The organism is Streptococcus sp. k-90, from assembly GCF_013277565.1.
In the GTDB taxonomy this organism is placed as follows: domain Bacteria; phylum Bacillota; class Bacilli; order Lactobacillales; family Streptococcaceae; genus Streptococcus.
This window is the reverse complement of record NZ_VMNE01000017.1, coordinates 20,037-46,122: the sequence shown is the minus strand read 5'-3', so window position 1 is coordinate 46,122 and position 26,086 is coordinate 20,037. Positions and strand designations below refer to the sequence as shown.

Below are 26,086 nucleotides of genomic sequence, written 5' to 3'. Positions count from 1 at the left end.
AAATACAAGGATTATAATACAATCATTTATTCTTTTCTTTAAAAGATTCATATATTTTTTTATATAACTCTTTTATATCTTTTTTCTGAGAATTCAACTCTTCTTTACCGTAGTCAAAGTTTGCTACTACAAATCCCTCGTCAGCATCAGAAAAAGTAAAAAACTCTATTTCAATTAGTTTATTATGCTTAGAGTCCTCTATAGTGTCTCCTAAATCATTATTGAATTTCTTCACTTCTTCTTCACGAACTCCGAACCCCGTAGCAGCTCCATTTGCAATGATGTTTGAAAATACTTCTTCTGAAGACGCTGCTTCTTTCACAGTTATGAAGTATATAGCCTCTTCCGTTTCTACTTGTCTCACTTTATTCCATTTTTCTGTATCACTAGCAGAAAGCGTATAGACTGTTAACTCTACCGTTGGCTTATTGATATTTTCTTTTGTAATCATTTGTTTTCCAAAAAAGAAGAAGGCAAGTAACCCAGCTACAAAGATCAAAGCAATATAAATTATCTTTTTCATACATTATACCCTATATCTTTCATGTCAATTATCACATCAACTTCGTTATAGACAGCTGGATCATGCGTCGCTATTATAACATATTTGTCTTCGTCTCTTTCATTTAATAATAAACGAATGATTTCTTTTCCAATCTCACCATCTAAAGCTCCTGTAGGCTCATCTGCTAAAATAATTTTACGTGGTTTCATTAACATTCTGGCAATAGCTACACGTTGAGCCTGCCCACCAGACAATTCGTATATTTTTTGATGTAAATAGTCACTTGACAGTCCTACTTTTTCAAGTACATCAGTTATTGTTTTTTTGTCTTTAGTGATAAGTTTCAAATTATCATATACTGTTTTGTTATCTATTAAAGAATAATTCTGAAATACATATCCAACAGTATTTTTAAAAAAAGTTCTTTCTTTTATCTTCCAAATATCTTGTTTATCAACTAAAACATTCCCACTGTCAATTTTTTCTAATCTTCCTATAATATTAAGAAGGGTACTTTTACCAGAGCCAGAACCTCCAATCAATGCATAACTTTTTCCAGATTCAAATTTTAAATTTAAGTCTGTAAAGATCTTTTTTGAGCCGAAACTTTTTGAAACGTTCAAAAGGTCAATTGTCATGTTTCATCTCCTTTTAAAATTTTAGTGTAGCTTTCAGATAATTTTCTAAAACTCATTATGATTGACAGCATCAAAACTAGTATAGAAGCAAGACCAATATATAGCAGCTCTATTTGCCCTGTCATAAGAAATGTAAATAGGATAACCATTGTAATAATCATCATAAAGTACTTGAGACTTGAAATTGCTATATATGTTTTTGACAGACCCAAAATAATTTTTTTCACATATTCATTTTGTTTTAGGGCAATATAAAGTTGGACATATTGATAAATGAGTATAAAGACAATACTGTAAATTATCTTCTGCAAGATTTGTGATAGTAGAATTTGGTGCTCTAAGGATTGGATCTTTAATTTCACAATTTGGTAAACATCTACTGGATTCATTGAGAAATTCAACGGGACAGTCATCTCATTTATTTTTTTTACCGCTTCAGGACTAAAAAGAGATTTATATAGTATGTTACTAGCCAAAGAAAACTTATTATTTTCCATCATTTTGTCCGTATCTAAAACAACAACTATATTATCTTTGCTATCTGCTACATTTGCCAGCGGTAAAATATCTTTCATTTTAAGATTATTATCAGCATCCTCATTAAAATAAAAAATTTTTTCCCCATCAGGAATTATTTGTACTGCAAGCTGTTCTTTTGTATAGTTTGTTCCAATAAATTGTTCTGCTACAACTGTATTCTCAATAGATTTCTGGTTTTCTTTCCACTTCTCAGGAATATAGATGGTTGCTATCTTATTATCTAAAAGATGATAGTTTGTTCCATTCACTTTATTTTGTAGGTTAGCACCTGTTTGATTAATATAAATCAACTCTTTATTTATTTCTGGATTCGTTATCCCGTCATTTTCTAATTGTTTAGAAAAATTTTCTATAACATGTGAAGTTTTCATGAAATCTGGAACATATGCCGAAGATCGTTCTATATATAAAAAATCTAAGTTTTTTAAGGCAGCAACTATCTGTAGATACTTACCATCTGAATCACTAACTTCTCCATTTTTAGCAGAGTTACTTTCAATTCCAAGGAATTCAATCCTTCTCCAGTCTTTTACTGTGTCCCATGGTACTAAATTTTGTATTTGTATGTTAATACTAGATTGACTACTCTTTGTTTCTTGTAAAAAAATTCCTGAGACAAGGATGATAATCGAAATGATGACAAGCCATACGACAAAAATAAGTTTATTTTTCGCCTTGTTTTTGATAATTTCAATGGGCTTTTCAATCTGAATCGTCAACCAAAATAAAACAAAAGTAATAAGATCAATGATTTGAAATAGTATAAAATTCGTTAAAAGCAGAGAGAAAAATAACTTAGAACTATAGGTGAAGAAACCATTACCCAAAAAAGAACTGTAAGAAATCATCAATAAAGCCATCATAATCAGTTCAAAAATAATAGAAATGACATACTCTCTTCTAAGGTCGTATACAGGCAGGCCCAAAGAACGTCGTATCACTCCTTCTTTGATCTGCCTCGTCCTAACAACAAATAACACAACTAATAAAGTTAAGTAAATTGAACCCATTAACAGTATTCTTAAAGTTCCTGTGAATTGTAATATTCCTCCTATATACCAAGGATAAGCCATATATACTGTTTGTAGTCCAGTCATCGTAAGTGGTTTCAAACTGTCTACATCCATTTTCCCAAGTGTGTAATACATCCCTATTATTGGTGCTGACTTTAATTGTTCATTATCTACATCATCAAAATTTACATACTTCAACTGACCAGAATTCTGAACGATTGGCTTGTAAATGGTAACCTTTTCCGTTTTTGATAAGTCACGAACCATTTCGTATATTTCGTTATTAGAAAGATTGCTTTTTCCTTGAATAGAAAAAGCACCATCAATTGGTAAAGGTATGGGGATTTCGGTATCGCTGATAGTGACCAGACCAATTGTAGCAATCAAACAAAAGAAGAATCCAATGATACATAATTTTAATTTCATAAGCAATTACCATATTACAAAAGACCCTATTATATAATTGGGTCTCTTGTTTTCATAAATTATTTTTAAAATCTATAATAATCCCAATATGCATTTAATCGAACATCGGTCCAAGATTTTGTAGCACTTGAATATGCCCATCCATAATCTTTTTTATCCTGAGCTTTAACTGTTCCCCAAAAATTCGTTACTGAAGATTTTGATCCAATATTATCTGGAGAACTAACAAAGTAATTCGAATAACCAGAGTTATCATTTACACCATATTCCCATACATCAATAATGGGACTTGGAGCAGGGTGTACCGTTACTGCGTTAACGACACTAGCTGTAGTAGCAAATCCAAAACTTAAAAAACTTGCAACTAGAAAAACAGATGCTTTCTTATTAATTCTTTTTTCATTTTACTTCTCCTTGAATTTAAATATTTGATGAAGAGTAAATAATAGTCCCTTTTTAATCCCTCCATATTACTTTAATATGAATTGATTATATTTAGGTTTTTAATCACCGTTACGGTATCTAGAGTCGTTAAAATATCTCATAACTACCCCTCCTTTTAAAATTGAACATATCTAGATGTATCCGTTTACATTTGTAATTGTAGTACTTATTTTTTAGTTTGTCAAGTATTTATAGTATATTTTTTGATAAAATGGGATTATCTATAAAGACAATTTTCGAATCTACAAAAAAATTATCCAACTTAACCAGTAAGCAAAATCGGCCGTTACAGTTTTTGTTACCTTTGTTATAAAAATAGGTTGACAATGATTCCTCTACGAGTATAATAGTTACTATACATCAGAAAAGAGGTTAACTATTTTGAAAAAAGCTCACGTTTATGCTATCCCTGCTATTGGGGCTGCTCTCATTGCTGTTTTGGCACAAATCAGTCTTCCAATTGGACCTGTTCCCTTCACTCTGCAGAACTTTGCAATCGGCTTGATTGCTACTGTCTTTAGACCGAGAGAGGCTGTACTTTCTGTTGGACTCTATCTTCTTCTAGGTGCTATCGGTCTTCCTGTCTTTGCAGGAGGTGGAGCTGGATTTCATGCTTTGATTGGTCCTACTGCAGGCTATCTTTGGTTTTATCTTGTTTATTCTGGACTTACCTCTTCTCTAACTAACAGTGATAGTGGTTTTGTCAGAATTTTTCTAGCAAATCTCTTAGGAGATACACTTGTCTTTGTTGGTGGGATCATTGGATTGCATTTCCTAGCTGGAATGCCATTTGAAAAAGCTCTTGCTGTGGGGGTATTTCCCTTTATCATCCCAGATCTTGGTAAAATTATTGCTATTAGTTTTATTAGCCGTCCATTACTTCAACGCCTTAAAAATCAGGCTTACTTTACTAACTAAAAAAGGATATCGAGTTGTCATAACTCAGTATCCTTTTCTTTCATTTTGAAAACTTATACTCTTCGAAAATCAAATTCAAACCACGTCAGCTTCGCCTTGCCGTACTCAAGTACTGCCTACGGCTAGCTTCCTAGTTTGCTCTTTGATTTTCATTAAGTATTAGTTACCTTTAAAGGCATCCACCATCGTTTGAAATTCTTCATTGGAGAGAGTAATCCCTTTGCCCATTTTAGTATGATCTGGACTCCAGGCACGAATATCAAACTTTGCAGGGGCACCATTAAAGCTCACACGGTTGATTTCCTTAGTCCAACCTTTTTCGTTTTCAGAAAGAGTCAACAAGTGCTCTTCGATTTCAAATGTAAATTCTGCCATTTTCTTCTCCTTTTTTAGCTTTCATTAGTTTATTCGTAAAATCTTGTAGATTTTAGGAAAATTTTATATAATATTGATATAAAAGAAGGGAGGCCACTATGAGACATAAATTCCAGCAAGTTCTAGATAAAATACATGACTTTTTAAATGGACATGACCAAGCTGACCAGACTGAAACCAACTCCCTTACAGCCACTATTGAAGAGGCTATCCAGAAACAAACCGCTGTTCACCTTATCTTGTCTGAGACAAGCTTTACAGGTGACATCATCAAATACGATCAGCAACGCCAGCAAATTATCGTGAAAAATTTTGCTAAAAATGTAAGCCGTATTATCCGCATAAACGATATTCAACGCCTGCGATTTGTCCCTTCAACTGTCCAAACAGCTCAAAAAAATAGATTTAAGAAAGAGTGAGATGTAGTTGCTTCATCCCACTCTTTTTTCTTAGCGAACTTGTTCAAAATGTAAATGAACGGCGATATGATCTCCATAACCACTTCTTTCCAAATCACGTTGTAAACGATAGGAAATGTAGTGTTCAGCAATGGTAATGTAACCTGCACCCAGTAAACGATGCTCAACCAAAGACTGAATCATGCTGATGGTAGCACGTTCCACCTTGGCTTCTTCCAAATCCAAAACCACTTTCTTAGTGACTTGTGCAAGGTTTTGACGTAAATCATCTGTCAATACATAGACAGTCTGGGCTGCCTTTAAGATAGCTTGGTAAATCTTGTCTGGATTAAATTCAGCAATTTCTCCATCACGTTTGATTACTTGCATAGGTTTCTCCTTTATTCTTTGTTTTCTTTGATTTCTTTGATTTCTGCCAGTATTTTTTCTTCTTCTGCTGTCAGTTGATAATGTTCAAGCAAATCCGGTCTGCGCTCGTAGGTTTTCTTTAAACTCTCATACAGTCGCCACTGACGAATCTTTTCATGGTGCCCGCTCATCAGAATATCCGGCACAACCATACCACGATAATCATAGGGCCGTGTGTACTGAGGGTATTCGAGAAGGCCTGAAGAAAAACTATCATCTTGGTGGCTAGACTCCTTGCCAATCACTTCTGGAATCAGGCGTACCGCAGCATCAATCATGGTCATAGCCGCCAACTCTCCACCAGTCAAGACATAGTCACCCAGGGAAATCTCATCTGTCACCAAGGTCTTAATGCGCTCGTCATACCCCTCGTAGTGACCACAGATAAAGATCAGTTCCTCTTCTTTGGCTAAATCCTCAGCATAAGCCTGATCAAACTGCTTGCCAGCTGGATCGAGGAGAATAACGCGCGGATTTTTCTTTTCAATAGCATCAAAGGCATCAAAAATGGGTTGGGCTCGGAGCAACATCCCTTGACCGCCTCCGTAGGGCTCATCGTCGACATGGCGGGCCTTTTCAGCATATTCTCGAAAATTATGATACTGGATATCCAAGAGCCCTTTTTCACGTGCCTTTCCAACGATTGAGTGCTCTAGCGGAGAAAACATCTCTGGAAAAAGGGTTAAAATATCAATCTTCATCGTCTAACCCTTCTAAGATTTCCACATCGACGCGGTTATTTGGAATATCAACATTGAGAACCACTGGTGGGATATAAGGCAATAACAAATCACGCTTGCCTTTTCGCTTGACCACCCAGACATCGTTAGCACCTGGTTGCAGGATTTCCTTGATGGTTCCAATCAAATTATCACCCTCATAGACTTCCAAACCGATAATCTCGTGATAATAAAATTCACCATCATCTAAATCGTTTAAATCTTCCTCAGAAACCTTGAGACTGTATCCCTTGTACTTTTCGATAGCGTTGATATGGTACATATCTTTGAATTTGATAATGTCAAAGTTCTTCTGTTTACGGTGGCTAGCGATAGTCACTGTTTGAACAAACTGATCTTTTTCATCAAACAAGGCCAACTCAGTACCTTTTTTAAACCGTTCTTCTGCAAAATCCGTCACAGACAAGACTCGCATCTCACCCTGCAACCCTTGCGTATTGACGATTTTCCCAACATTAAAGTAGTTCATCTTGTCTCCTGTACTTTATTTCTATCCATCTTATTCGGACAATTCTCGAATAATAATCACAATTTTTTCTGATTCTGACCATTGTAAATAATGGTGATTCCCTCCTAAAATGAGTTTAGTATTGGAAGTCCGATATTCTGATTCTCTGTACTCTTTTTCTCTATAAGGCTGACAAAAAATAAATACAGGGACATAAGATTCTATCGACAAATTCTCAAAATCTTCCTCAGTAATCTCTCCAGATATCTGAAATCCTGGATCTTGATTTTCCAACTCTGAGCCTTTTTCTTGCATTATTTCCCAGATTTCTTTATTAATTTCAGGGCTAAATGTCTCTTGAGTTAAATTCTTAAAATAAAATTCAGGACCACACTCGTCAATCAGCCTCATCTGCTCTTCCATTTCTGGATAAGGATTTTCTGAAAAATCAGCAAACATGACGTTTTTAGTTGTCGGTTCAATTGCTACTAAAGCCTGACACTTAATTGGTTTCTTGAGTAATTTGCAAGCTAAAATTCCACTCAAACTATGTACACAAAGTATATATTCAGAAATCCCTAATTCTTCAAGTACTTCATATACCGCATCTGCAAGATTATCTAGATTTTTTCCAGCTTGGTCATGAATCGGACTCCTACCTGTGTTCGGAAAATCAATTGTCAAATAACCAATTGTAGGAGGAAGTTTTTCAAGTATAAGTGAAAAATTTTCATAACTTGGTAGCAAACCTGCGCCACTTAAACAAACTAGCACTTTCTTTTGCTTTTGATAAGTAACAGAGAGACTACCAATTTCTGTAGATACTTCAATCCTCTTCATAAAGAAATCCACTCATTCTATATAATGAATTATTAAAAATCCTTATCCTTTATTTTAACACGTTCCAGTGATTTTCTCAAGTTGGATAAATCTCATCTTACAGAGCTACTACTTCTTCAAAGAATTCACCAATTATCTGATTAAACTCTTGAGGATGGTCATTCATAGGTTGGTGTTTGCTATCTGAAATCGTTACTTGACGCGCATTGGGATTTAAGGCCATGATTCCATCGTAGATCATTTTTAGGTGTTTGGGAAAATCGTTTTCGCCTCTTACTAATAGCATAGGAGGATTGCCATGATAACCTTCTATCTCATGAACAGCCAAAAAACCTGTGATTCCAAGGTTCAAAAAAACATCTCTCCCAGTTTCTATAATGGACGTCTTGACTAATTCTCTTGTGATAGGATTATCTGTACACATTTTTGAGTTCTTATCTGCAATCAACTTCCAAGGAATCGTTTTGTACATAAGGGAACTATATTTTATGCGATTTCTCTCTTTATCTGATAGGTAACGATGCTGTCCCCAACTATCTACCATTACCAAGGCTAGAACTCTTTCTGGATGGCGATAGGTGTACTCTTGAAGTGGATTCCCTCCCCAAGAATGACCAACCAATATCACCTTATCCAACTGAAAATAGGACAAAATAGCATCTACATCTTGAACAGCACTTTCTAAGTCGGGTAGGCCAACTTTCATAGGTGATTCACCCTGTCCTCTCACATTGACAAAGTAGAGGTCAAATCCTTCAAAGGCATCATACTGGTGGGCCCACATCTGACTACGGCCACAAGCTCCATGATAAAAAATAATGTGGCCTTTATTTGTGTTTCCAGGACGATGATAAACAACCAAATCACAATCTACGACTGGTATAATGTGACGTACCAAAGTCTCAGGTTTTCTGTTATAAAAAGCAATAGCTTCAGCTATATCATTTTGCTTCATTATTACACTCTCTCCTCTTTATCCTAGTGTTATTCTTTTTATCTATTTTATCATGCTATATTAAAATCATCGTTTTCCAAACTTAATTACATTAAAATTTTTGAATTTTCTGTATCATTTAGATTAAGAAAAAGACTGCTCAGCAATCTTTACTTTTTTCTCATCAGATTCATGCCTAAAATTCCAGCAATAATCAAAGTTGCTCCGATTACATGGTAGCTATAAATTGGTTCGTGGAGGATAAGAGCTCCAGCTAGAATGGTCAAAACTGTCCCAAGATTTCCAAAGACACTGACGGTTGATGCTCCAAGTCGAACAATAGCATAGATAGAGAGACTACCAGTAACGATAGAGGCTAGAATTCCCAAATAGAGAATTGAAAGCAAATAAGACACCTGTCCAAGTGGCGCAAAGTAAGCTAATATGTTCCCCTCCAGATAGTGAGAGGTCAGACTCAGCGTATTAAAGGTGACGAAGCCAACAAATATCACAACAGCTGTCATATCCATGGCCCGATAGCGACCTCCTGTGGACTTGCTGAGAATATTGTTTATTGCATTGGCGAGAACAGATCCCAACATCAAGAGAAAGCCAAAGCTAGCAGTCTCAGTACCAAAGTTAGCTCCTTTACTAAGGAAGATGAAAACTACTCCTGCTACGGATAAAAATAAAAAGAACTTTTGCAGCAAGCTTGTCTTTTCCTTGAGAAAGACCGATGCTAAAAGGAGCGTAAAAATCGGGACAAGAGCCTGTAAAATTCCAGCTTCAGAAGACGATATATACTGTAAAGCAAAGGATTGAAAAATAAAAAATAAAAGCGGATAGAAAAGACTCATAGGAAGAATAGAAAGAATATCTTTTCTACTTAAACTCACTTTAATAAGTTTGGTTTGATGAAGAACGACCATTACTAAAGCTGCGATTGTATAGCGATGCGCTAAGTTTGTAAGAGGACTGGCATAGCTCAAAGCAATCTTAGTAAATAAAAAAGAAAAACCAATGATGGCTGAAAAGGATAAGGCTGCTAGGTAAGCTTTTGTTTTCTCGTTCATAGACTGTTACTCCTTTTAAAAATAGCTATTCTCAAGATTGATTGACTATAATTCTTTGAGACTGTCTTTCCATTGTAGCATAGTAGAATCCTAGATGCTATTTCTAGGATTAGTATTTTATGCCTTCTATCACTCTTTATCTAGTTCATTGACTAAAAAAGACTCTACAAGTCTAATCTGCCTTTCTCGTTCTTATCTCACAAGTTCTAACTTATCTACCTCTTGGAGATTCCTTACTTTGATAATATAAACTGCCAATTTCACTGTTTTCTATTTACTAGCTAGGCCAATATAGGTGAAATTTTCTTTATTAGTAAAAATCATTCCTTATCGTCTTAGAGGTCCCCCTTCAAAAATCCTTCCAAATCACGTTCATGTTGGTACTTGATGGCTGCTATTGCGACGGTGTAGTGAATGACATCAGCCAGTTCTTTTGCTAGTTCCTCGTTCGAATCTTGAACTCCTTCTTTTCGACCAGAGCGACCATTCAAAACTTCGGCCACTTATCCGACTTTCTCCACTAACTTGATAAAGAGACCTTCCTCAGTTCGAGCAATACTCTTCGAAAATCAAATTCAAACTACGTCAGCTTCACCTTGCCGTACTCCAGTACAGCCTGCGGCTAGCTTCCTAGTTTGCTCTTTGACTTTCATTGACTATAACTAGTCTTGTAATTGTCTAAACGTTAAATCCTTCATATCCTGCTCCTTGCAAAAAAAGCGAGACATCCGTCCCGCCCTTCTTATTTTTCGTCAATAACGATTCTTACTTTTTTGTCTTCAGTTGGGACAGAGTAGACAATCGTTCTTATCGCAGAAATTGTGCGACCCTTACGACCGATTACACGACCCACATCGCTTTGATCAAGATCCAAATGATATTCCAAAAACTCTGGTGTATCTTCAATCTTGATAGTTAAGGCATCTGGTTGTGAAATCAAGGGTTTCACAATCGCAATAATGAGATTTTCAATCGTATCCATCTGTCAACCTACTTTAAACTTATTTTGAAAATTTAGAATCGTGGAATTTTTTCAATACGCCTTCTTTTGAAAGGATGTTGCGAACTGTATCTGAAGGTTGAGCTCCATCAGCCAACCATGCAAGAACGCGGTCTTCTTTCAAAGTTACTTGGTTTTCAGCAACAAGCGGGTTGTAAGTTCCAACTGTTTCGATGAAACGTCCGTCACGTGGTGAACGTGAATCTGCTACGTTGATACGGTAGAAAGGTTTTTTCTTAGAACCCATACGAGTCAAACGGATTTTAACTGCCATTTTTAAAGTCTCTTTTCTTATTTTTTATTTGAGTGAAATAGCTGAGCTATTTAGCACATGTTCTATTATAGCAGATTTCTGTCAGGTGTCAAGAAAAAAACTTGACAGACTATAAAATTTTTAAACCATTTAGAAATTTACTATAATTTTAAAGAAAAATCAGAAAGAGAATGTCATGAAAACTATTTTAGAAACGTTTTATAAAGACCACCGAGTCAAACCTTATATCTCACCTGAACGTGATTTGGATACCTGGCTCCTAAATCCAAAGCCTGTTCCCAAGAGAAATATCAAGGATTTTAAGAATGATATCTACTAATTAATTTATAAAATATGAATGAATAGATTCTAAATAGGGAAATAGTTTAGGTCTGTAAAAGATTAAATAATTTCTATTTTAGCTGTTAGAAACGTTGGTACATCAATGTTTTTAGAATGCTACATAATAAAAGGTAGAGTGAATGGTAGAGTAGTTATTGCGTTAGTTCATCAATCTTATCGATATAAAGATTAACAGATTCTAACTTTCTTTGCGGTGCTAACTCGGCGTATGTGTCCATTGTTGTTGAAATTGATTTATCTTTTTTGATTTTTTAATGACCTTTTTGCCATTATGGATAATTTTTTCAGTTTCATCAGAAATCAAAAATTTTTTTCTTTGAATATTGAAATTTGCGAATGTCTTGGAAAGTCTAAGACAGCTAGATTGTATAGAAATTAAGTCATCATCCGACAAAGAATTCATTCTTTTATTTACAGTTTCTAAATCTCTAAATATAATAGAGCTGAAGCAGTGGTAAAACAGATTTTCAACAAACTTGGCAATATCTCTAAAAATAATTTCTTTATAGTCCAAGTCGGTTTAAGTATTCAAATAAAGTAATATTGAAGCGGTAACTTGTCGCTTTTACTTTTCAACTTGGCTAACTTGACCTGCATTACCTAGGTAGCTTTGCTTTAAATTATATTTTTCTCTTAAAGATTTGATACGAGTATGTATTTCTTGTGAGTAATTTTCATCAAAAAATTTCATATATAATCCCCTATAATCATGGAAAAGTAGTAAAAATAGTTGTTATCCTAGTTGATTAAAAAAATCTCTGATTTCCTCATCTTTTATAAAATAATATATAATTTTCCCCTCTCTTCTAGTGTCCAAGATGTTTTGATTGGCTAGTTTACGAAGATGGTGGGAGGCAGATGCCATACTGAGATTTAGTAAACAGGCTATATCACAGACACAGAGTTCTTCAACAGCAAGAAGATAGAAGATGATATTTATCTGCTTATTATCGGTAAATTTTGTTAAAATGCGAAGTGATTTTTGGACTTTTTCCTTTTCAAGGTAGTTCGTTGCGGTTGTAATATTTTGCTGATTTATAACATTCACTTGGCAGATACTATCTTTTTTCATAATATTTTCTCCTAGCCTAATATAGTCCATAGTATGTCAAAACTGTTATTTTCAATCAGGATATATATCCCCAATCCTAAATAGACAACGGCAATAAACCATCTGCTATATTTTTCCAAAATTTCTCCAACAGAAGGGACTTGTGCTAATTTTTGGGCAGAAAAAACCAAGAGATAAATCATGACTAGAAAAGTAAGTAAAGTCACTATCAAATTCGCTAAATTTAAGGTAATAAAATATGGGACAAAGACACCAATATTGTCAGCGCCACAACTTGCAAAAGTAATCATAGCGACTAGAAAAATCAGGTTTTTATTGTCTTTTCGCAAACCATCTTTTGCAATAGCTTCTCCATCAGAATCTCCTAAAAGCAAAACTTTGAGGCCTAGGAAAATTGGAATCAAACCGAGTAAACCTAAAATCTCTTTACTAGGAATATAATTTAAGACAAATGCAAAAAGCAAACTTAGCAATATTAGACTAACAGAGCCTAGAAATTGTCCTAAATAGATGTTAATGATGTCTTTTCTGCTTTTTCTTTTGGCAAAAAATAACATTAGGATAATAAGTAAGTCTACGGCTGTCCCAGAATACAGGATTATTGAAGTAACAACATTTTGAATCATAAAACACCTCATTCAAATATATTTTTGAATGTATTCTAACATTAAACTTTGTAGATGTCAACTTAAAATCCACCAAAATATAGATAAGAAGTTAGTGTACCAAATATTAAAAAGCCCTGCCATCGCAATGACAGCAGGGCTTAACTTCAATATCCAGATGATATATTTATCTAAAAAGGGTTGAGTAAAAGGTAGAGTTTTTATTGATTTGTAGTGCGATATAATGAGTTTCCAAAAATCAAAAATCGCTTAAAATCAGTATTTTGACATCTATTGACGTGTACTGAAATCCTTACTTAACCTCTGTAAAAATTAACTTCTATACCTACAAAGCTTATTCTGACAGACTTTATAACAGTCTAAGAAAAAAAGTAGAGATTCATACAGTATCTAGATTTTCCAAAAATTCCTTATCATCAAATATTATTAACGAAACTATCCAAACCAAATCCGATGCATTGCTTCAAAGAATTCTTTAGTTGTTTGACTAGCGAGGGCTTTTATTAAAAAATTTTTTCAAATAATTGCCACCTTGGCACATAAATTCTTGCTTTCCAAATTTAAATGTGATATATTTATAACATAAAATTTAAGTGTTATATATTTATAACACAAAAAAGGAGTCTATCATGAAAAAAAGTCAAAAAATGCGTGGCCTCATTGCAATGATTGCCGTAGCTCTCTTTATTGATTTTATTGTTTTATTTGGTTCTAATCTTAGTTGGGGACCCAAGTTAGTTATTACTGGTATTTCAGTGTCAGGTCAAATTATAGCCATTTGGAGCTGGCTACATACGAAACCACGGCCTCATAAGATTCAGAAAGATAAGGGAAAGACTATTTTTGACTTGTCTGCTAAGCTTTACACGATACTTGTGTTGTCAGCAAGCATTTTTTATACAGTAGGTATTTGTGTTGCGACCCCAAGCGAAAGTTCTGGTATTAGAGAATGGATTTTGGGGATTGGCCTCGTTATTGAAGTGATTGTATTTGGCTTTTTCTGTTTTAAAAATGTCAAGGAAACTCCGGACGAACGCTTTTATACTAATTTAGCCAAGGCAGCTAGCTTGATGTTTGTTTTTATACTAGGCGCACTGATGATTCTAGCAGTTAGCATTGGATATATAGGGTCTCTCACGCTTTACATGGGCCAGATCTTTATTAGCATAGCTGCCTTGATTTTCATATTTGCGGTTGTCTATTTTATCTTGGAACGGAGAGGATAAGCATGGCCAAAGAAAGCAAGATTATTACTAATCTCAAATCTGTTCGTGAGTCCACAGGCATGACCCAGCAGGAGTTAGCCGACCTCATCGGCATGCGACGCGAGACAATTCTGCACTTGGAAAATAACCGTTACAATCCTTCACTAGAAATGGCTCTTAAAATTGCTCAAGTTTTTAATCTGAAAGTAGAAGACCTCTTTGAACTCAGACAGAAAGAGGAAGCATAATTCTTTTCGAGACCTAGTATTAAGTTCACTGATTAATTAGGAAGTAAAGCCAAAAGAAAAAATCCATTGAAAATGTGCTCTTTTAAAATATAGTAATTCTTTCGAATTAACGTTTACTAATTGTGATGCTTTACGAGCTCTCTTAAGATCTGGTTCCCAAAATACTTTGAGTATACTTATGGCATTGATGTCCCTAATCAAGCGACTTTTTGGTTGACTTTCTCTTAAACTACCTTGTCACTAATATTTGAAATCCCCTTCCTTTTAGGGTACAATGGTAGAAATGAATTTTTGAGAGGAATAGAATGAAAAAACTAGCAACCCTTCTTTTACTATCCACTGTAGCCCTAGCTGGATGTGGCAACATCCAACGTAGTTTGCGTGGTGATGACTATGTTGATTCCAGTCTTGCTGCTGAAGAAAGTTCCAAAGCAGCAGCCCAATCTGCCAAGGAGTTAAGCGATGCTTTAACAAACGAAAACGCCAATTTCCCACAACTATCTAAAGAAGTTGCTGAAGACGAGGCTGAAGTGATTCTACACACAAGTCAAGGAGATATTCGCATTAAACTCTTCCCTAAACTCGCTCCTCTAGCGGTTGAAAACTTCCTCACTCATGCCAAAGAAGGCTACTATAACGGCATTACATTCCACCGTGTCATCGATGGCTTCATGGTTCAAACTGGAGATCCGAAAGGGGACGGTACAGGTGGTCAGTCCATCTGGCATGACAAGGATAAGACAAAAGACAAGGGAACTGGTTTCAAAAACGAGATTACTCCTTATCTCTATAACATCCGTGGTGCTCTTTCTATGGCTAATACTGGTCAACCAAACACCAATGGCAGCCAGTTCTTCATCAACCAAAACTCTACAGATACCTCTGCTAAACTCCCTGCAAGCAAGTATCCAAAGAAAATCATCGAAGCCTATAAAGAAGGTGGAAATCCTAGTCTAGATGGCAAACACCCAGTCTTTGGTCAAGTGATTGACGGTATGGATGTTGTAGATAAGATTGCTAAATCCGAAAAAGATGAAAAAGACAAGCCAACTACTGCTATCACAATAGATAGCATCGAAGTAGTAAAAGACTACGATTTTAAATCATAAAAACCAAAAAATACAGTATCCACATTCGGTACTGTATTTCTTTTATCCTCATTTTTAAGTTAGATTATTAAAATCCCAGATTTGGTCCATCCAGCCTTCATAGAAGTCTGGCTCGTGGCAGACCATTAGAATAGATCCCTTGTATTCTTTGAGAGCACGTTTGAGTTCATCCTTGGCATCCACATCCAAATGGTTGGTCGGCTCGTCCAGCACTAAAACATTGTTTTCACGATTCATCAAGAGACAGAAACGAACCTTGGCTTGTTCCCCACCTGACAAGACCTGAATTTGGCTTTCAATATGCTTGGTTGTCAAACCACAACGGGCAAGAGCTGCACGAACTTCTGCTTGGTTGAGAGCTGGAAAGGCATTCCAGACAGCTTCAAGAGGAGTTTGGCGATTACCGCCTTCTACTTCTTGTTCAAAGTAGCCAAGTTCTAGATAATCTCCACGTTCCACTTCCCCAGCGATTGGTGGGATAATTCCCAAGAGACTCTTCAAGAGAGTTGTTTTCCCGATACCATTGGCACCGATAATAGCAACCTTTTGATTACGTTCAAAGGTAAGATTTAAAGGCTTGGTAAGTGGACGGTCATAACCAATCTGCAAATCCTTGGCTTGGAAGATAAAGCGCCCTGGTGTACGAGCCGGTTTGAAATCAAAGGATGGTTTTGGTTTCTCACTTTGGAGTTCGATAATATCCATCTTATCCAATTTCTTCTGACGAGACATGGCCATGTTTCGTGTTGCAACACGCGCTTTGTTTCGAGCTACGAAGTCTTTGAGGTCTGCAATTTCTTTTTGCTGACGTTCGTAGGCCGCCTCCAGTTGAGATTTCTTCATAGCATAGACTTCTTGGAACTGGTAGTAGTCACCAGAATAACGCGTCAGCTGTTGATTTTCCACATGATAGACGATATTGATAACATCATTGAGGAATGGAATATCGTGCGAAATAAGGACAAAGGCATTTTCATAGTTTTGGAGATAGCGCTTAAGCCAGTCAATGTGCTCAGCATCCAAGTAGTTGGTCGGCTCGTCCAAAAGCAAGATATCAGGCTTTTCAAGGAGAAGTTTAGCCAAAAGCACCTTGTTTCTTTGACCACCTGACAAAGAAGTTACATCCGTATCCATGCCAAAGTCCATGACACCAAGGGCACGCGCCACTTCATCAATCTTAGCATCCAAGGTATAAAAATCACGACTCTCCAGACGGTCTTGAAGTTCACCAACTTCTTCCATAAGAGCATCAACATCCGCTCCATCTTCAGCCATTTCCATATAGAGGTCATTGATACGGGCTTCTGCTTTGAAAAGCTCATCAAAGGCTGTACGGAGAACATCACGCACCGACTGTCCTTCTTCCAAGACAGAGTGCTGATCCAAGTAACCAGCAGTCACATACTTTGACCACTCAACCTTCCCTTCATCTGGTAACATCTTACCAGTCACAATGCTCATAAAGGTTGATTTCCCTTCACCATTAGCACCGACCAGGCCGATATGTTCCCCCTTGAGGAGACGGAAGGACACATCTTCAAAAATTGCACGGTCGCCAAAACCGTGACTCAGATTTTTAACTTCTAAAATACTCATTTTAATTCCTTATCTTATTTTTATGTAATTGTTTATAGAGGAGCCAAGCCGAATAGCCACCCAAGGTATTGGTCCACAAATCATCAATCTCAAAGACGCGATTAAAATCAAAGAAAAAGTCCAAGACTAACTGCGTACACTCAATTCCAAGACTCACTAGAAAACTAAAAAGTAGCACTTTTTTTGTTTTCCGCAAGTTTGGAAGGAGATAAAGGAGTTGGAACACCAAAGGAAAAAGCAAGAAGACATTGAGGATATTTTGTAAAAAAATCCAAGATAATTGTCCTACATCACTCACTTCGCCCAGTTTCCAGAGAGAATTGAAAGGAGTCAAAAGAAAAACCAGGCGTCCAAGATGCTGAATACCTGGAGTTTCAACTCCTACAGGAGATTGTTCTTGAGGAGTAAAGCAAAAGTAGACAATGCAAATGCTATAGAAAATAACTCCCCAGACCAAAACATGATTATAAGTTTTCTTCATCATTAAGGATTGACTGCTGCGACTGCTTTCTGGCGGTCGCGTTTCATTGTATTAGAACGCAATTGTCCACAAGCTGCATCAATATCAGTACCATGCTCTTGACGAACCACACAGTTAACCCCTTTTTTCTTAAGCGTATCATAGAAGGCCAGGACGCGCTCTTTAGGACTACGGCTATATTGGTCATGCTCACTAACTGGATTGTAAGGAATCAAGTTTACATAAGACAATTTCTTGATGTTCTTGAGCAATTCAGCCAATTCCAAGGCTTGTTCTACACCGTCATTGACTTCATTGAGCATAATATACTCAAAGGTCACACGACGATTGGTTGTTTCGATATAGTACTCAATAGCGGCAAAGAGTTTTTCAATCGGAAAGGCACGGTTAATCTTCATGATGCTTGAGCGCAATTCATTGTTAGGCGCGTGAAGAGAAACGGCAAGATTGACCTGAACCCCTTCATTAGCAAAATCACGAATTTTATGGGCCAAACCTGACGTAGAAACAGTGATGTGACGAGCCCCGATAGCCATCCCCTTGTCATCATTGATGGTACGAACGAAATTCAAGACATTGTTGTAGTTATCAAAGGGCTCACCGATTCCCATGACAACGATATGGCTGACGCGTTCATCCTGACCACGCTCATCAAAGTATTTCTGAACCAGCAAGATTTGCGCTACAATTTCACCGTTATTGAGGTCACGTTGCTTCTTAATCAAACCAGAAGCACAGAAGGTACAACCGATATTACAGCCGACCTGAGTCGTCACACAGACTGACAAACCATAGTGCTGACGCATCAGTACAGTCTCAATCAGCATACCATCAGGCAACTCAAAGAGATATTTAACAGTACCATCAGCAGACTCTTGCACGATACGCTGTTTCAAGGGATTGACCACAAACTGGTCATTAAGCTTAGCAATCAAATCCTTGGAAAGGTTAGTCATTTCTTCAAATGACTGGACACGCTTACGGTAAAGCCATTCCCAGATTTGATCTGCACGGAATTTCTTTTCTCCCTGCTCCAAAACCCATTCCTGCATGGTTTGACGTGTTAAACTATAAATTGACGGTTTCATTTCTTCTCCTTATTCTCTACTCACTTCTGACGAATGACAAAATGACGTTGTCCCTTATCCTCTTTCTGAGAATGCTGGTCTTTCTGACGACGTCTATTTTTCTTATCTGCATTCGGTTTTCGTTTGGTTTGAGTCGGTTTCTTTCCTTTTTTAGAAGGCTGTTCTTCTTCCTTCTTACGCATTTTCTTGTCAAATGATGCTCGCTTAGGGGCTTCATTTTCTAAGACAAAATAGGCACAACCATAACTACAATACTCTAAAAGGTAGTCTTGTAAACGACTGATTTTTTCAAGTTTTTCTTCTGTTCGATCATCCTTATAAAAACCTCGTAGGCGAAGCTGTTCGTTGCTCCAATCTCCCACTATATAATCAAACTTGGTTAAGACTTCTGAAAAACGCTGATTAAAAGCCGTCACATCGAAGGCATCCTTGATATTTTCCACCAAGGAAAAAGCTATCCCTTCCGTTTCGACCTTGTCCCCGTGTAAATGAAACTCAGGACCAGGAAACTTGTTATAGTTGTATAATTCAGGTGCAATTTCTTTTCGCATAGATATCCTTTTTTCACGATTACTTAATACTTTATTCTACCATAATTTCTAGCAGTTAGCACGTTTCTCATAAAAATGAAAAAAGTCTGACGATTTTATCAGACCAGAATCATATAACCTAAAAAAGAGAAGAACAATTCTTCCCTCCAACTATCATTATTTAGCAGCTGCGTACAATTCATCTACTTTGTTCCAGTTGATCACTGAGAAGAAAGCTTTGATGTAATCAGGACGCACGTTGCGGTATTTCACGTAGTAAGCATGTTCCCAAACGTCCAAGCCCAAGATTGGTTTTTTACCTTCTGAGATTGGTGTGTCTTGGTTTGCTGTTGAAGTCACTTCAAGTTTACCTTCTTTGTTGACAACCAACCATGCCCATCCTGAACCGAAACGAGTTGTTGCTGCTGCAGTGAAGGCTGCTTGGAATTCTTCAAATGAACCAAATGTTGCATCGATTGCTGCTGCAAGTTCTGCTGAAGGAGCTGTTTTCTCAGGAGTCATCAATTCCCAGAAAAGAGCGTGGTTCAAATGTCCACCACCATTGTTAATAAGCGCTTGACGGATATCAGCTGGGATAGATTCTACATCAGCAAGCAAGGCTTCAAGATCTTCACCGATTTCAGGGTGTTTTTCAAGAGCTGCATTAGCATTGTTGACATAAGTTTGATGGTGTTTGTCATGGTGCAAGTGCATTGTTTCCGCATCGATGTATGGTTCCAATGCGTCGTATGCATATGGAAGATCTGGTAAGATAATAGCCATCTGTAATACCTCTTTTTCTTTCTATATGAAAATGATAACGCAAATATTCACTTTTTTCAAGTTTTTTGCTTATAGATAAGGAAATCAGTGACATACTTTCTAATAATACTCTTCTAAAATCTCTTCAAACTGCGTCAACGTCGCCTTGCCGTAGGTATAGTTACTGACTTCGTCAGTTCTATCCACAACCTCAAAACAGTGTTTTGAGCTGACTTCGTCAGTTTCATCCGCAACCTCAAAAACATGTTTTGAGCTGACTTCGTCNNACCTCAAAGCAGTGCTTTGAACAACCTGCGGCTAGTTTCCTAGTTTGCTCTTTGATTTTCATTGAGTATAAAATAAGCAAATCAGCAAGAAACCCACGACAAGATAATCTTGACGCGGGTTGTAGTTTCAAAAAAATATCAATTGACCTGACTAGCAATCTGTAGGAGTGCCTTTTCAAAAAGGAAACTCTTTTCATAAAGACCTGTCTTAATCTGATAGTCTGTCTCAATCAAATAAGAAATAGCTTGTTTCAAAAAACTCAAGGAAAGTCCTCGCGCATCTCTCAGCGCAAACTTGATTTGATAGGGATTAGGATTGCGTCCGAGATAACTACCTAAACTACTTGCAATCTGCGATTCTGTTTGCCCAGACTCCGACAAAATTTTCACCTGAGTAAAAGTCCGAAATTGTCCTAGCATGACTGCAATCAGTTTAATTTCATCTTCACCTTGCAAGGTCAAGTCTCTAACCAAATCACGCGCCTGGTCCATCTTTTTAGTCAGAATAAACTGAGTTAAGTCAAAGATATTGTCCTGCAAGGTCTTGGGAATTGCGTTAACAATATCCTCTTCCTCGATAACAGAGTCTTCCTTATAGGACTGTAAAAAGAGGAGATTTTTCTGGATTTCGCTAAATTGAAAACCCGACTTGATGAGTAGATTTTCAAAAGAATGATTGGTAAACTGCAGACCTTGTTTCTGACTCCACTTTTGGAAATACTGGCGCAATTCTTGTTCTTTGGATTCTACTGCATCAAAAACCTTGGCATCACGCTTAAGTAATTTAACCAACCGTCTTTTACTATCCAGCTTTCCTTCTGCAAAGATTAACAACTTGGTTGTTGGTGAAGGATTATCAAGGTATTCCTCAAATGACTTGAGCTCATCATCTGTCAAAAAGCGTTTCTTGGCTGTTGTGATATCGACAAAATGGTCTAGTATCACGATTTTCTCATCCGCAAAGAAAGGAAGGCTGACTAACTCCAGTTCCACATCCTTGTATACTACTTCTTTCATATCAAAGTAGGCAAAGTTGAGATCAGCAGAATCATAGCCAATCTGTTTCAACACTTGACTCTTCATAACTTCAAACTGACCCTGGTCTGTCCCTGTAAAAAGACTCAGGCTCGATAAATTTGATAAAGTCAACTTCTGACTTTCTTCAATGGCTAGCATCTTCTCTCCTTTCTTCTGATTTTTTAATGAATTTAATCGATATAGCGCAATTTCCCACGGAAATCTTCTAGGCTCTCGTACCCTTTTTCAGCCATGATTGCTTTCAGTTCATTGGTAATGCGTTCAAAAGCTCCAACACCTTCTTTATGAAGAGTTGTTCCTACCTGCACCATACTTGCTCCACAGAGGATGTGTTCAAAGGCATCACGACCAGTCAACACGCCACCTGTTCCGATGATTTGTATTTGAGGGTTTAAGCGTTGATAAAAGGCATGAACATTGGCTAGTGCAGTCGGTTTGATATATTCTCCACCAATGCCACCGAAACCATTTTTAGGACGAATAACTACAGACTCATCTTCTATATAAAGGCCGTTTCCGATAGAGTTGACACAGTTGATAAACTTGAGCGGATACTTGTTGAAAATAGCTGCCGCTTGGTCAAAGTGAACAATGTCAAAATATGGTGGCAATTTAATTCCCAGAGGTTTAGTGAAGTAGGCAAACACCTCTGCCAAAATCCGATCTGTTGTCTCAAAATCATAGGCAATCTGAGGTTTACCTGGAACATTTGGACAGGAAAGGTTTAGCTCAGTCAGACCACGAAAATCACTCTCTTGGACTTTTTTCAAGATAGTATGGGTTTCTTCTGGAGACATGCCGACTAGAGATAAGAAGAAAGTTCGGCTTGGCTCTTTTTCCTGCAAGTCCAAAAGATAGTCCAAATAATAGTCTAAGCCATTATTTGGCAAGCCCATAGAGTTGATGGAACCAAGTGGAACATCTTGATAGCGTGGCTCAGGATTTCCCTGACGGAAGTCCAAGGTCGCTGTCTTAGTGACAAAGGTTCCTGCCGCTGAGTTTTTAACCCCTTCTAGCTCCTCTATCGTCATACAAGCCACACCTGCTGCATTCATCAAGCAATTGTCAAACTCAAAACCAGCAATTTGTGTTTTCGTTGATACCATGATTCTGATCCTCCGGATTCCATTTATTTCTAATATTATACCATATTTTCAGCTTTTCTCTTTGAGAAACTAATTTCTATCTAAAACGTTCGGTTTTATAAATTGAAAGAATTTTTAGAAAATTTCTGTTTTTTTCTTTACACTCAAAAAAAATTCTGCTATAATGGCTCATGTAATAAAATATAACAACAAAAGGAGAACGATATGACATCTGCTAAAGAATATATCCAAAGCGTGTTTGAAACTGTAAAAGCTCGTAACGGGCACGAGGCTGAATTCCTCCAAGCTGTTGAAGAATTTTTCAACACTTTGGAACCTGTATTTGAAAAACACCCTGAGTATATCGAAGAAAATATCTTGGCACGTATCACTGAGCCAGAACGCGTGATTTCTTTCCGTGTTCCTTGGGTTGACCGTGATGGAAAAGTTCAAGTAAACCGCGGTTACCGTGTTCAATTCAACTCAGCTGTTGGACCATACAAAGGCGGACTTCGTTTCCACCCAACTGTAAACCAAGGGATCTTGAAATTCCTCGGATTTGAACAAATCTTTAAAAATGTCTTAACTGGACTTCCTATCGGTGGAGGTAAAGGTGGATCAGACTTCGATCCTAAAGGTAAAACAGATGCTGAAGTGATGCGCTTCTGCCAAAGCTTCATGACTGAATTACAAAAATACATCGGACCATCACTAGACGTACCTGCTGGTGATATCGGTGTTGGTGGACGTGAGATTGGTTACCTTTACGGTCAATATAAACGCCTAAACCAATTTGATGCTGGTGTCTTAACTGGTAAACCTCTTGGATTTGGTGGTAGCTTGATTCGTCCAGAAGCAACTGGTTACGGTTTGGTTTACTATACTGAAGAAATGCTTAAAGCTAACGGTAATAGCTTTGCTGGTAAGAAAGTCGTTATTTCAGGTTCTGGTAACGTTGCTCAATATGCTCTTCAAAAAGCTACTGAGCTCGGTGCAACTGTCATCTCTGTATCTGACTCAAACGGCTATGTCATCGATGAAAATGGTATCGACTTCGATCTTTTGGTTGATGTTAAAGAAAAACGTCGCGCTCGTTTGACTGAGTATGCAGCTGAGAAAGCAACCGCTACTTATCATGACGGTTCTGTATGGACTTACGCTGGAAACTATGACATCGCTCTTCCATGTGCGACTCAAAACGAAATCAACGGTGAAGCAGCTAAACGTTTGGTTGCTCAAGGCGTTATCTGTGTATCTGAAGGTGCCAACATGCCAAGCGACCTTGATGCCATCAAAGTTTACAAAGAAAATGGTATCTTCTACGGACCTGCCAAAGCTGCCAACGCTGGTGGTGTAGCCGTTTCAGCCCTTGAAATGAGCCAAAATAGTCTTCGCCTTTCATGGACTCGTGAAGAAGTTGATGGACGTCTCAAAGACATCATGACAAACATCTTCAACACAGCTAAAACAACTTCAGAAACATACGGTCTTGATAAAGACTACCTTGCAGGAGCTAACATTGCTGCCTTTGAAAATGTAGCAAACGCTATGATTGCACAAGGTATTGTTTAAGATTCATTTGCTTAATCCTCAATCGCTTCGATTGGGGATTTTTAGATTGAGTTAAACAGTTAGAAAATTACTTACTCTCCCTTTTTGCCCTCTTTTTAAATAAAAAGAAAAACCGCTACTCCTAAGAATAGCGCTTTAATCATGTTTTTAAGATACTAATATTTACTACTGTTCTGATTCTGATTTGTTTGCACTCGTTTCAGAATTTTGTGAAGTTGAGGATGTCAAATCTTGGCTAGTTGAAGAACTTGTACCACTTTCATGTTGACTCGTTGCCTTATTTTCAAGATCTTTTTTCACTACTTCTTTGGATTCTTTTATTTCCGAATTACTTGTAGCTCTAGTTGTAGCAGATTTCTCTACCGGAACATCCACTAACCAGCCACCACTTGAATCAACAGTATAGCCTTCTGGTGTCTTACCGTTCACAAGTAATTGACCATTTTCTTTCAAGAAGTACCATTTGTCCTTGTCTTTGATCCAACCAACAGCTCGTGAACCATCTGTATTGTAGAAGTACCAATCATTTACCTTTTTATGCCAGCCTTGCTTCATAGCTCCTGATTCTTTTAGATAATAATGATGACCAGCAACTTCTATCTCACCTGTCTTCATGATACCAGTGGAATCCATATAGTACCAGGTTTCTTTATCTTTTACCCAACCCGTTTTCATTTCCCCTGATTGAGCAAAGTAATACCATTGACCCTTATATTGAAGCCAACTTGTCTTCATAGAACCATCGTTTGATAAATAATAGTTCTGACCTCCAGTATTTACCCAACCAATTTCCATCTGTTTTTCTTTGTTGAAATAATACCAGGTTCCATCGATTTTCTTCCAATTTTTTGCAGAAGCACCAGAGTCTGTCAAATAGAACCAACGATTGTTCCATTTTTTCCATTGATTCTGTAACAAGATACCTCTTTGGTTAAAGTAATACCATTCACCTTCGATTTCATTCCAACCGACAGCATATTCTCCTGTAGAATCAGGCGCTTGATACCACCAATTACCATATGCACTCTTATGCCAACCAGCTTGAAAACTTGGAATCGACTTGTAGGACGTTGAAATATTGACAAACCCATCTTTTCGAATATCAAAAACTGTTGCATCATAGTCTTTGCTGGCTGCATTAATTCTCTCAATTCCTCGTTCTTTGAGCCAATTGACATACTCACTGTCAACACCATTTTTCCAAGGTAGACTATCCGAGGTTTGAACAATCAAACTCGGACTCAAATTTCTGATGAAATCCTTGGTATTTGATTTGTTGGTATCATGGTGATGATTAAACTTCATCAAATCAACTTTTCCAATAAGAGGACCATACTTGTCTTCTGCTCCATGAACATTATCTAAGTCTCCCCCAAGGTAAATTTTCTTGCCATTGACTTTCACCACACTAATCAAGGAATTGGAATTGTCATCCCAAATTTTCTTTAATTCACCCGACGAATCTGTTTCATTTTCATAATTATAGAGCTGGATATCCATGTCCCCAAACTTAAAATGAGCATCTCCTTGTGTGATGTTTTGAATAACTGAAACACCTTTTTCTGCAGCAGTCTGTAAAACCTTATTATAGCCATACAGATTATCCCATAGGCGTTCAGAATTAGTAATACGATTATCACTATATTTTTTAAGATAAACTCGGTCAACTGGATAGGTAGACAATAATTCATCAACATTTCCAATATGATCACTGTGGGTATGAGTCACTAAAATAAAATCAAGTTTTTGGACACCCAATTCCTTCAAATGACGAAAGACACGGTCTGTCAGAACATGCTTATAAGACGTTTCAGTTCCTTCTCTCCATGGATAACGAGAATCACTTCCATCTGGGAAATCATAATCTTCTCCTGTATCCACTATGGCAAAATGTCCATTACTTTCAAGAATAATTGCATCACTGCCACCTTCATGAACATTTATAAAGTGAATTTTATTTCCCGAACTTTCTTGAGCTTGTACATTACCATACCATGACACACCTAAAAAAGCGCCTGCAAGTGCCAAACTAGTTAATTTCTTTTTCATT

The 26,086-nt window shown here is 37.1% G+C and carries 31 protein-coding genes and 2 pseudogenes; 8 read left to right on the top strand and 25 right to left on the bottom strand.

Features of this window, described 5'->3' with window-relative positions:
* Window positions 1–22: 22 nt before the first annotated feature.
* From HT734_RS06000 to HT734_RS09635, 4 genes are all read right to left on the bottom strand, one after another.
* Complete coding sequence (locus HT734_RS06000) at window positions 23–523, bottom strand: hypothetical protein (RefSeq protein ID WP_000721118.1); 501 nt, start codon at window positions 521–523, stop codon at window positions 23–25.
* Window positions 520–1,143: an ATP-binding cassette domain-containing protein gene (locus tag HT734_RS05995; protein WP_049550889.1), complete on the bottom strand. Its 624-nt coding sequence runs from the start codon at window positions 1,141–1,143 to the stop codon at window positions 520–522. The genes HT734_RS06000 and HT734_RS05995 overlap by 4 nt, the downstream gene beginning before the upstream one ends.
* On the bottom strand, window positions 1,140–3,122 hold the full coding sequence (locus tag HT734_RS05990; protein WP_049550890.1) for a hypothetical protein: 1,983 nt from the start codon (window positions 3,120–3,122) through the stop codon (window positions 1,140–1,142). The genes HT734_RS05995 and HT734_RS05990 overlap by 4 nt, the downstream gene beginning before the upstream one ends.
* A gap of 65 nt (window positions 3,123–3,187) precedes the next feature.
* Window positions 3,188–3,514 (bottom strand): hypothetical protein, encoded by a 327-nt coding sequence (locus HT734_RS09635; protein WP_080978033.1) that lies wholly within the window; start codon window positions 3,512–3,514, stop codon window positions 3,188–3,190.
* 433 nt (window positions 3,515–3,947) lie between these two features.
* Here HT734_RS09635 and HT734_RS05985 point away from each other — a divergent pair, with 433 nt between their 5' ends.
* Window positions 3,948–4,484 (top strand): biotin transporter BioY, encoded by a 537-nt coding sequence (locus HT734_RS05985; protein WP_033688590.1) that lies wholly within the window; start codon window positions 3,948–3,950, stop codon window positions 4,482–4,484.
* A gap of 159 nt (window positions 4,485–4,643) precedes the next feature.
* Here the strand turns inward: HT734_RS05985 and HT734_RS05980 are convergent, their stop codons facing one another.
* Window positions 4,644–4,859: a YdbC family protein gene (locus HT734_RS05980; protein ID WP_000807422.1), complete on the bottom strand. Its 216-nt coding sequence runs from the start codon at window positions 4,857–4,859 to the stop codon at window positions 4,644–4,646.
* A gap of 98 nt (window positions 4,860–4,957) precedes the next feature.
* Between HT734_RS05980 and HT734_RS05975 the strand changes: the two genes are divergently transcribed.
* Window positions 4,958–5,278 carry a hypothetical protein gene (locus HT734_RS05975; protein ID WP_173278287.1) on the top strand — a complete coding sequence of 107 codons (321 nt, stop codon included), beginning with the start codon at window positions 4,958–4,960 and terminating at the stop codon, window positions 5,276–5,278.
* Between the two features lie 30 nt (window positions 5,279–5,308).
* Here the strand turns inward: HT734_RS05975 and HT734_RS05970 are convergent, their stop codons facing one another.
* The 9 genes and pseudogenes from HT734_RS05970 to rpsP form a co-directional block, all read right to left on the bottom strand.
* A complete protein-coding gene (locus HT734_RS05970) occupies window positions 5,309–5,647 on the bottom strand; it encodes an ATP cone domain-containing protein (protein ID WP_001196039.1) in 339 nt (112 codons plus the stop codon).
* 11 nt (window positions 5,648–5,658) lie between these two features.
* Window positions 5,659–6,387, bottom strand: a complete 729-nt coding sequence (gene trmD, locus HT734_RS05965) for a tRNA (guanosine(37)-N1)-methyltransferase TrmD (protein ID WP_173278289.1) — start codon at window positions 6,385–6,387, stop codon at window positions 5,659–5,661.
* The gene (gene rimM, locus HT734_RS05960) at window positions 6,377–6,895 is read right to left on the bottom strand and encodes a ribosome maturation factor RimM (protein ID WP_173278290.1); all 519 of its coding nucleotides are present in this window, start codon (window positions 6,893–6,895) and stop codon (window positions 6,377–6,379) included. Before rimM ends, trmD begins: the two co-directional genes overlap by 11 nt.
* 30 nt (window positions 6,896–6,925) lie before the next feature.
* Window positions 6,926–7,714, bottom strand: a complete 789-nt coding sequence (locus HT734_RS05955; RefSeq protein ID WP_173278292.1) for an alpha/beta hydrolase — start codon at window positions 7,712–7,714, stop codon at window positions 6,926–6,928.
* Between the two features lie 97 nt (window positions 7,715–7,811).
* Window positions 7,812–8,669, bottom strand: a complete 858-nt coding sequence (locus HT734_RS05950) for an alpha/beta hydrolase (RefSeq protein WP_173278294.1) — start codon at window positions 8,667–8,669, stop codon at window positions 7,812–7,814.
* Window positions 8,670–8,818: 149 nt separating this feature from the next.
* Window positions 8,819–9,721: a DMT family transporter gene (locus HT734_RS05945; protein WP_173278296.1), complete on the bottom strand. Its 903-nt coding sequence runs from the start codon at window positions 9,719–9,721 to the stop codon at window positions 8,819–8,821.
* Window positions 9,722–10,056: 335 nt separating this feature from the next.
* A pseudogene (locus tag HT734_RS05940) lies at window positions 10,057–10,278 on the bottom strand (hypothetical protein).
* 185 nt (window positions 10,279–10,463) lie between these two features.
* Window positions 10,464–10,703 (bottom strand): RNA-binding protein KphA, encoded by a 240-nt coding sequence (kphA, locus tag HT734_RS05935; protein WP_000379617.1) that lies wholly within the window; start codon window positions 10,701–10,703, stop codon window positions 10,464–10,466.
* A 19-nt stretch (window positions 10,704–10,722) separates the two neighbouring features.
* Window positions 10,723–10,995: a 30S ribosomal protein S16 gene (gene rpsP, locus HT734_RS05930; protein ID WP_000268760.1), complete on the bottom strand. Its 273-nt coding sequence runs from the start codon at window positions 10,993–10,995 to the stop codon at window positions 10,723–10,725.
* A gap of 175 nt (window positions 10,996–11,170) precedes the next feature.
* On the opposite strand from rpsP, the gene HT734_RS05925 reads away from it, so the two are divergent.
* A complete protein-coding gene (locus HT734_RS05925; protein ID WP_000849122.1) occupies window positions 11,171–11,314 on the top strand; it encodes a hypothetical protein in 144 nt (47 codons plus the stop codon).
* A 306-nt stretch (window positions 11,315–11,620) separates the two neighbouring features.
* On the opposite strand, the pseudogene HT734_RS09480 reads toward HT734_RS05925, so the two are convergent.
* The 3 genes and pseudogenes from HT734_RS09480 to HT734_RS05915 all read right to left on the bottom strand — a co-directional run.
* Window positions 11,621–12,028: pseudogene (locus tag HT734_RS09480) on the bottom strand (XRE family transcriptional regulator); the annotation flags it as partial.
* A gap of 42 nt (window positions 12,029–12,070) precedes the next feature.
* Window positions 12,071–12,409 carry a Cd(II)/Zn(II)-sensing metalloregulatory transcriptional regulator CadX gene (cadX, locus tag HT734_RS05920; protein WP_000711087.1) on the bottom strand — a complete coding sequence of 113 codons (339 nt, stop codon included), beginning with the start codon at window positions 12,407–12,409 and terminating at the stop codon, window positions 12,071–12,073.
* An 11-nt stretch (window positions 12,410–12,420) separates the two neighbouring features.
* Window positions 12,421–13,035: a CadD family cadmium resistance transporter gene (locus HT734_RS05915; protein WP_000615746.1), complete on the bottom strand. Its 615-nt coding sequence runs from the start codon at window positions 13,033–13,035 to the stop codon at window positions 12,421–12,423.
* Window positions 13,036–13,063: 28 nt separating this feature from the next.
* Between HT734_RS05915 and HT734_RS09475 the strand changes: the two genes are divergently transcribed.
* The 4 genes from HT734_RS09475 to HT734_RS05900 all read left to right on the top strand — a co-directional run bounded on the left by HT734_RS09475 (window position 13,064) and on the right by HT734_RS05900 (window position 15,597).
* On the top strand, window positions 13,064–13,219 hold the full coding sequence (locus HT734_RS09475) for a FanG protein (RefSeq protein WP_080566786.1): 156 nt from the start codon (window positions 13,064–13,066) through the stop codon (window positions 13,217–13,219).
* A gap of 445 nt (window positions 13,220–13,664) precedes the next feature.
* On the top strand, window positions 13,665–14,261 hold the full coding sequence (locus HT734_RS05910; protein ID WP_173278298.1) for a DUF3796 domain-containing protein: 597 nt from the start codon (window positions 13,665–13,667) through the stop codon (window positions 14,259–14,261).
* Window positions 14,262–14,263: 2 nt separating this feature from the next.
* Window positions 14,264–14,488, top strand: coding sequence for a helix-turn-helix transcriptional regulator (locus HT734_RS05905; protein WP_001041097.1), 225 nt, complete (start codon window positions 14,264–14,266; stop codon window positions 14,486–14,488).
* Between the two features lie 305 nt (window positions 14,489–14,793).
* Window positions 14,794–15,597, top strand: coding sequence for a peptidylprolyl isomerase (locus HT734_RS05900; RefSeq protein WP_173278300.1), 804 nt, complete (start codon window positions 14,794–14,796; stop codon window positions 15,595–15,597).
* 54 nt (window positions 15,598–15,651) lie between these two features.
* Here HT734_RS05900 and HT734_RS05895 read toward each other — a convergent pair whose 3' ends face one another.
* From HT734_RS05895 to HT734_RS05865, 7 genes are all read right to left on the bottom strand, one after another.
* Window positions 15,652–17,193, bottom strand: coding sequence for an ABC-F family ATP-binding cassette domain-containing protein (locus HT734_RS05895; RefSeq protein ID WP_173278302.1), 1,542 nt, complete (start codon window positions 17,191–17,193; stop codon window positions 15,652–15,654).
* A 1-nt stretch (window position 17,194) separates the two neighbouring features.
* Window positions 17,195–17,677 carry a VanZ family protein gene (locus HT734_RS05890; RefSeq protein ID WP_033680077.1) on the bottom strand — a complete coding sequence of 161 codons (483 nt, stop codon included), beginning with the start codon at window positions 17,675–17,677 and terminating at the stop codon, window positions 17,195–17,197.
* Entirely contained in the window at window positions 17,677–18,762 is a 1,086-nt protein-coding gene (gene rlmN / locus HT734_RS05885; protein WP_173278303.1) for a 23S rRNA (adenine(2503)-C(2))-methyltransferase RlmN, read from the bottom strand. Before rlmN ends, HT734_RS05890 begins: the two co-directional genes overlap by 1 nt.
* A 20-nt stretch (window positions 18,763–18,782) precedes the next feature.
* Window positions 18,783–19,313 carry a YutD family protein gene (locus tag HT734_RS05880; RefSeq protein WP_001224343.1) on the bottom strand — a complete coding sequence of 177 codons (531 nt, stop codon included), beginning with the start codon at window positions 19,311–19,313 and terminating at the stop codon, window positions 18,783–18,785.
* Between the two features lie 156 nt (window positions 19,314–19,469).
* Complete coding sequence (gene sodA / locus HT734_RS05875; RefSeq protein ID WP_000974733.1) at window positions 19,470–20,075, bottom strand: superoxide dismutase SodA; 606 nt, start codon at window positions 20,073–20,075, stop codon at window positions 19,470–19,472.
* Window positions 20,076–20,479: 404 nt separating this feature from the next.
* Window positions 20,480–21,517 (bottom strand): DNA polymerase III subunit delta, encoded by a 1,038-nt coding sequence (gene holA, locus HT734_RS05870; protein ID WP_033680076.1) that lies wholly within the window; start codon window positions 21,515–21,517, stop codon window positions 20,480–20,482.
* Between the two features lie 32 nt (window positions 21,518–21,549).
* On the bottom strand, window positions 21,550–22,485 hold the full coding sequence (locus HT734_RS05865) for a dihydroorotate oxidase (RefSeq protein WP_033680075.1): 936 nt from the start codon (window positions 22,483–22,485) through the stop codon (window positions 21,550–21,552).
* 204 nt (window positions 22,486–22,689) lie between these two features.
* Between HT734_RS05865 and gdhA the strand changes: the two genes are divergently transcribed.
* Entirely contained in the window at window positions 22,690–24,036 is a 1,347-nt protein-coding gene (gene gdhA / locus HT734_RS05860; protein WP_033680074.1) for an NADP-specific glutamate dehydrogenase, read from the top strand.
* Window positions 24,037–24,201: 165 nt separating this feature from the next.
* Here gdhA and cbpE read toward each other — a convergent pair whose 3' ends face one another.
* Window positions 24,202–26,085, bottom strand: coding sequence for a phosphorylcholine esterase CbpE (gene cbpE / locus HT734_RS05855; protein ID WP_061758984.1), 1,884 nt, complete (start codon window positions 26,083–26,085; stop codon window positions 24,202–24,204).
* Between the last annotated feature and the right edge of the window lies 1 nt (window position 26,086).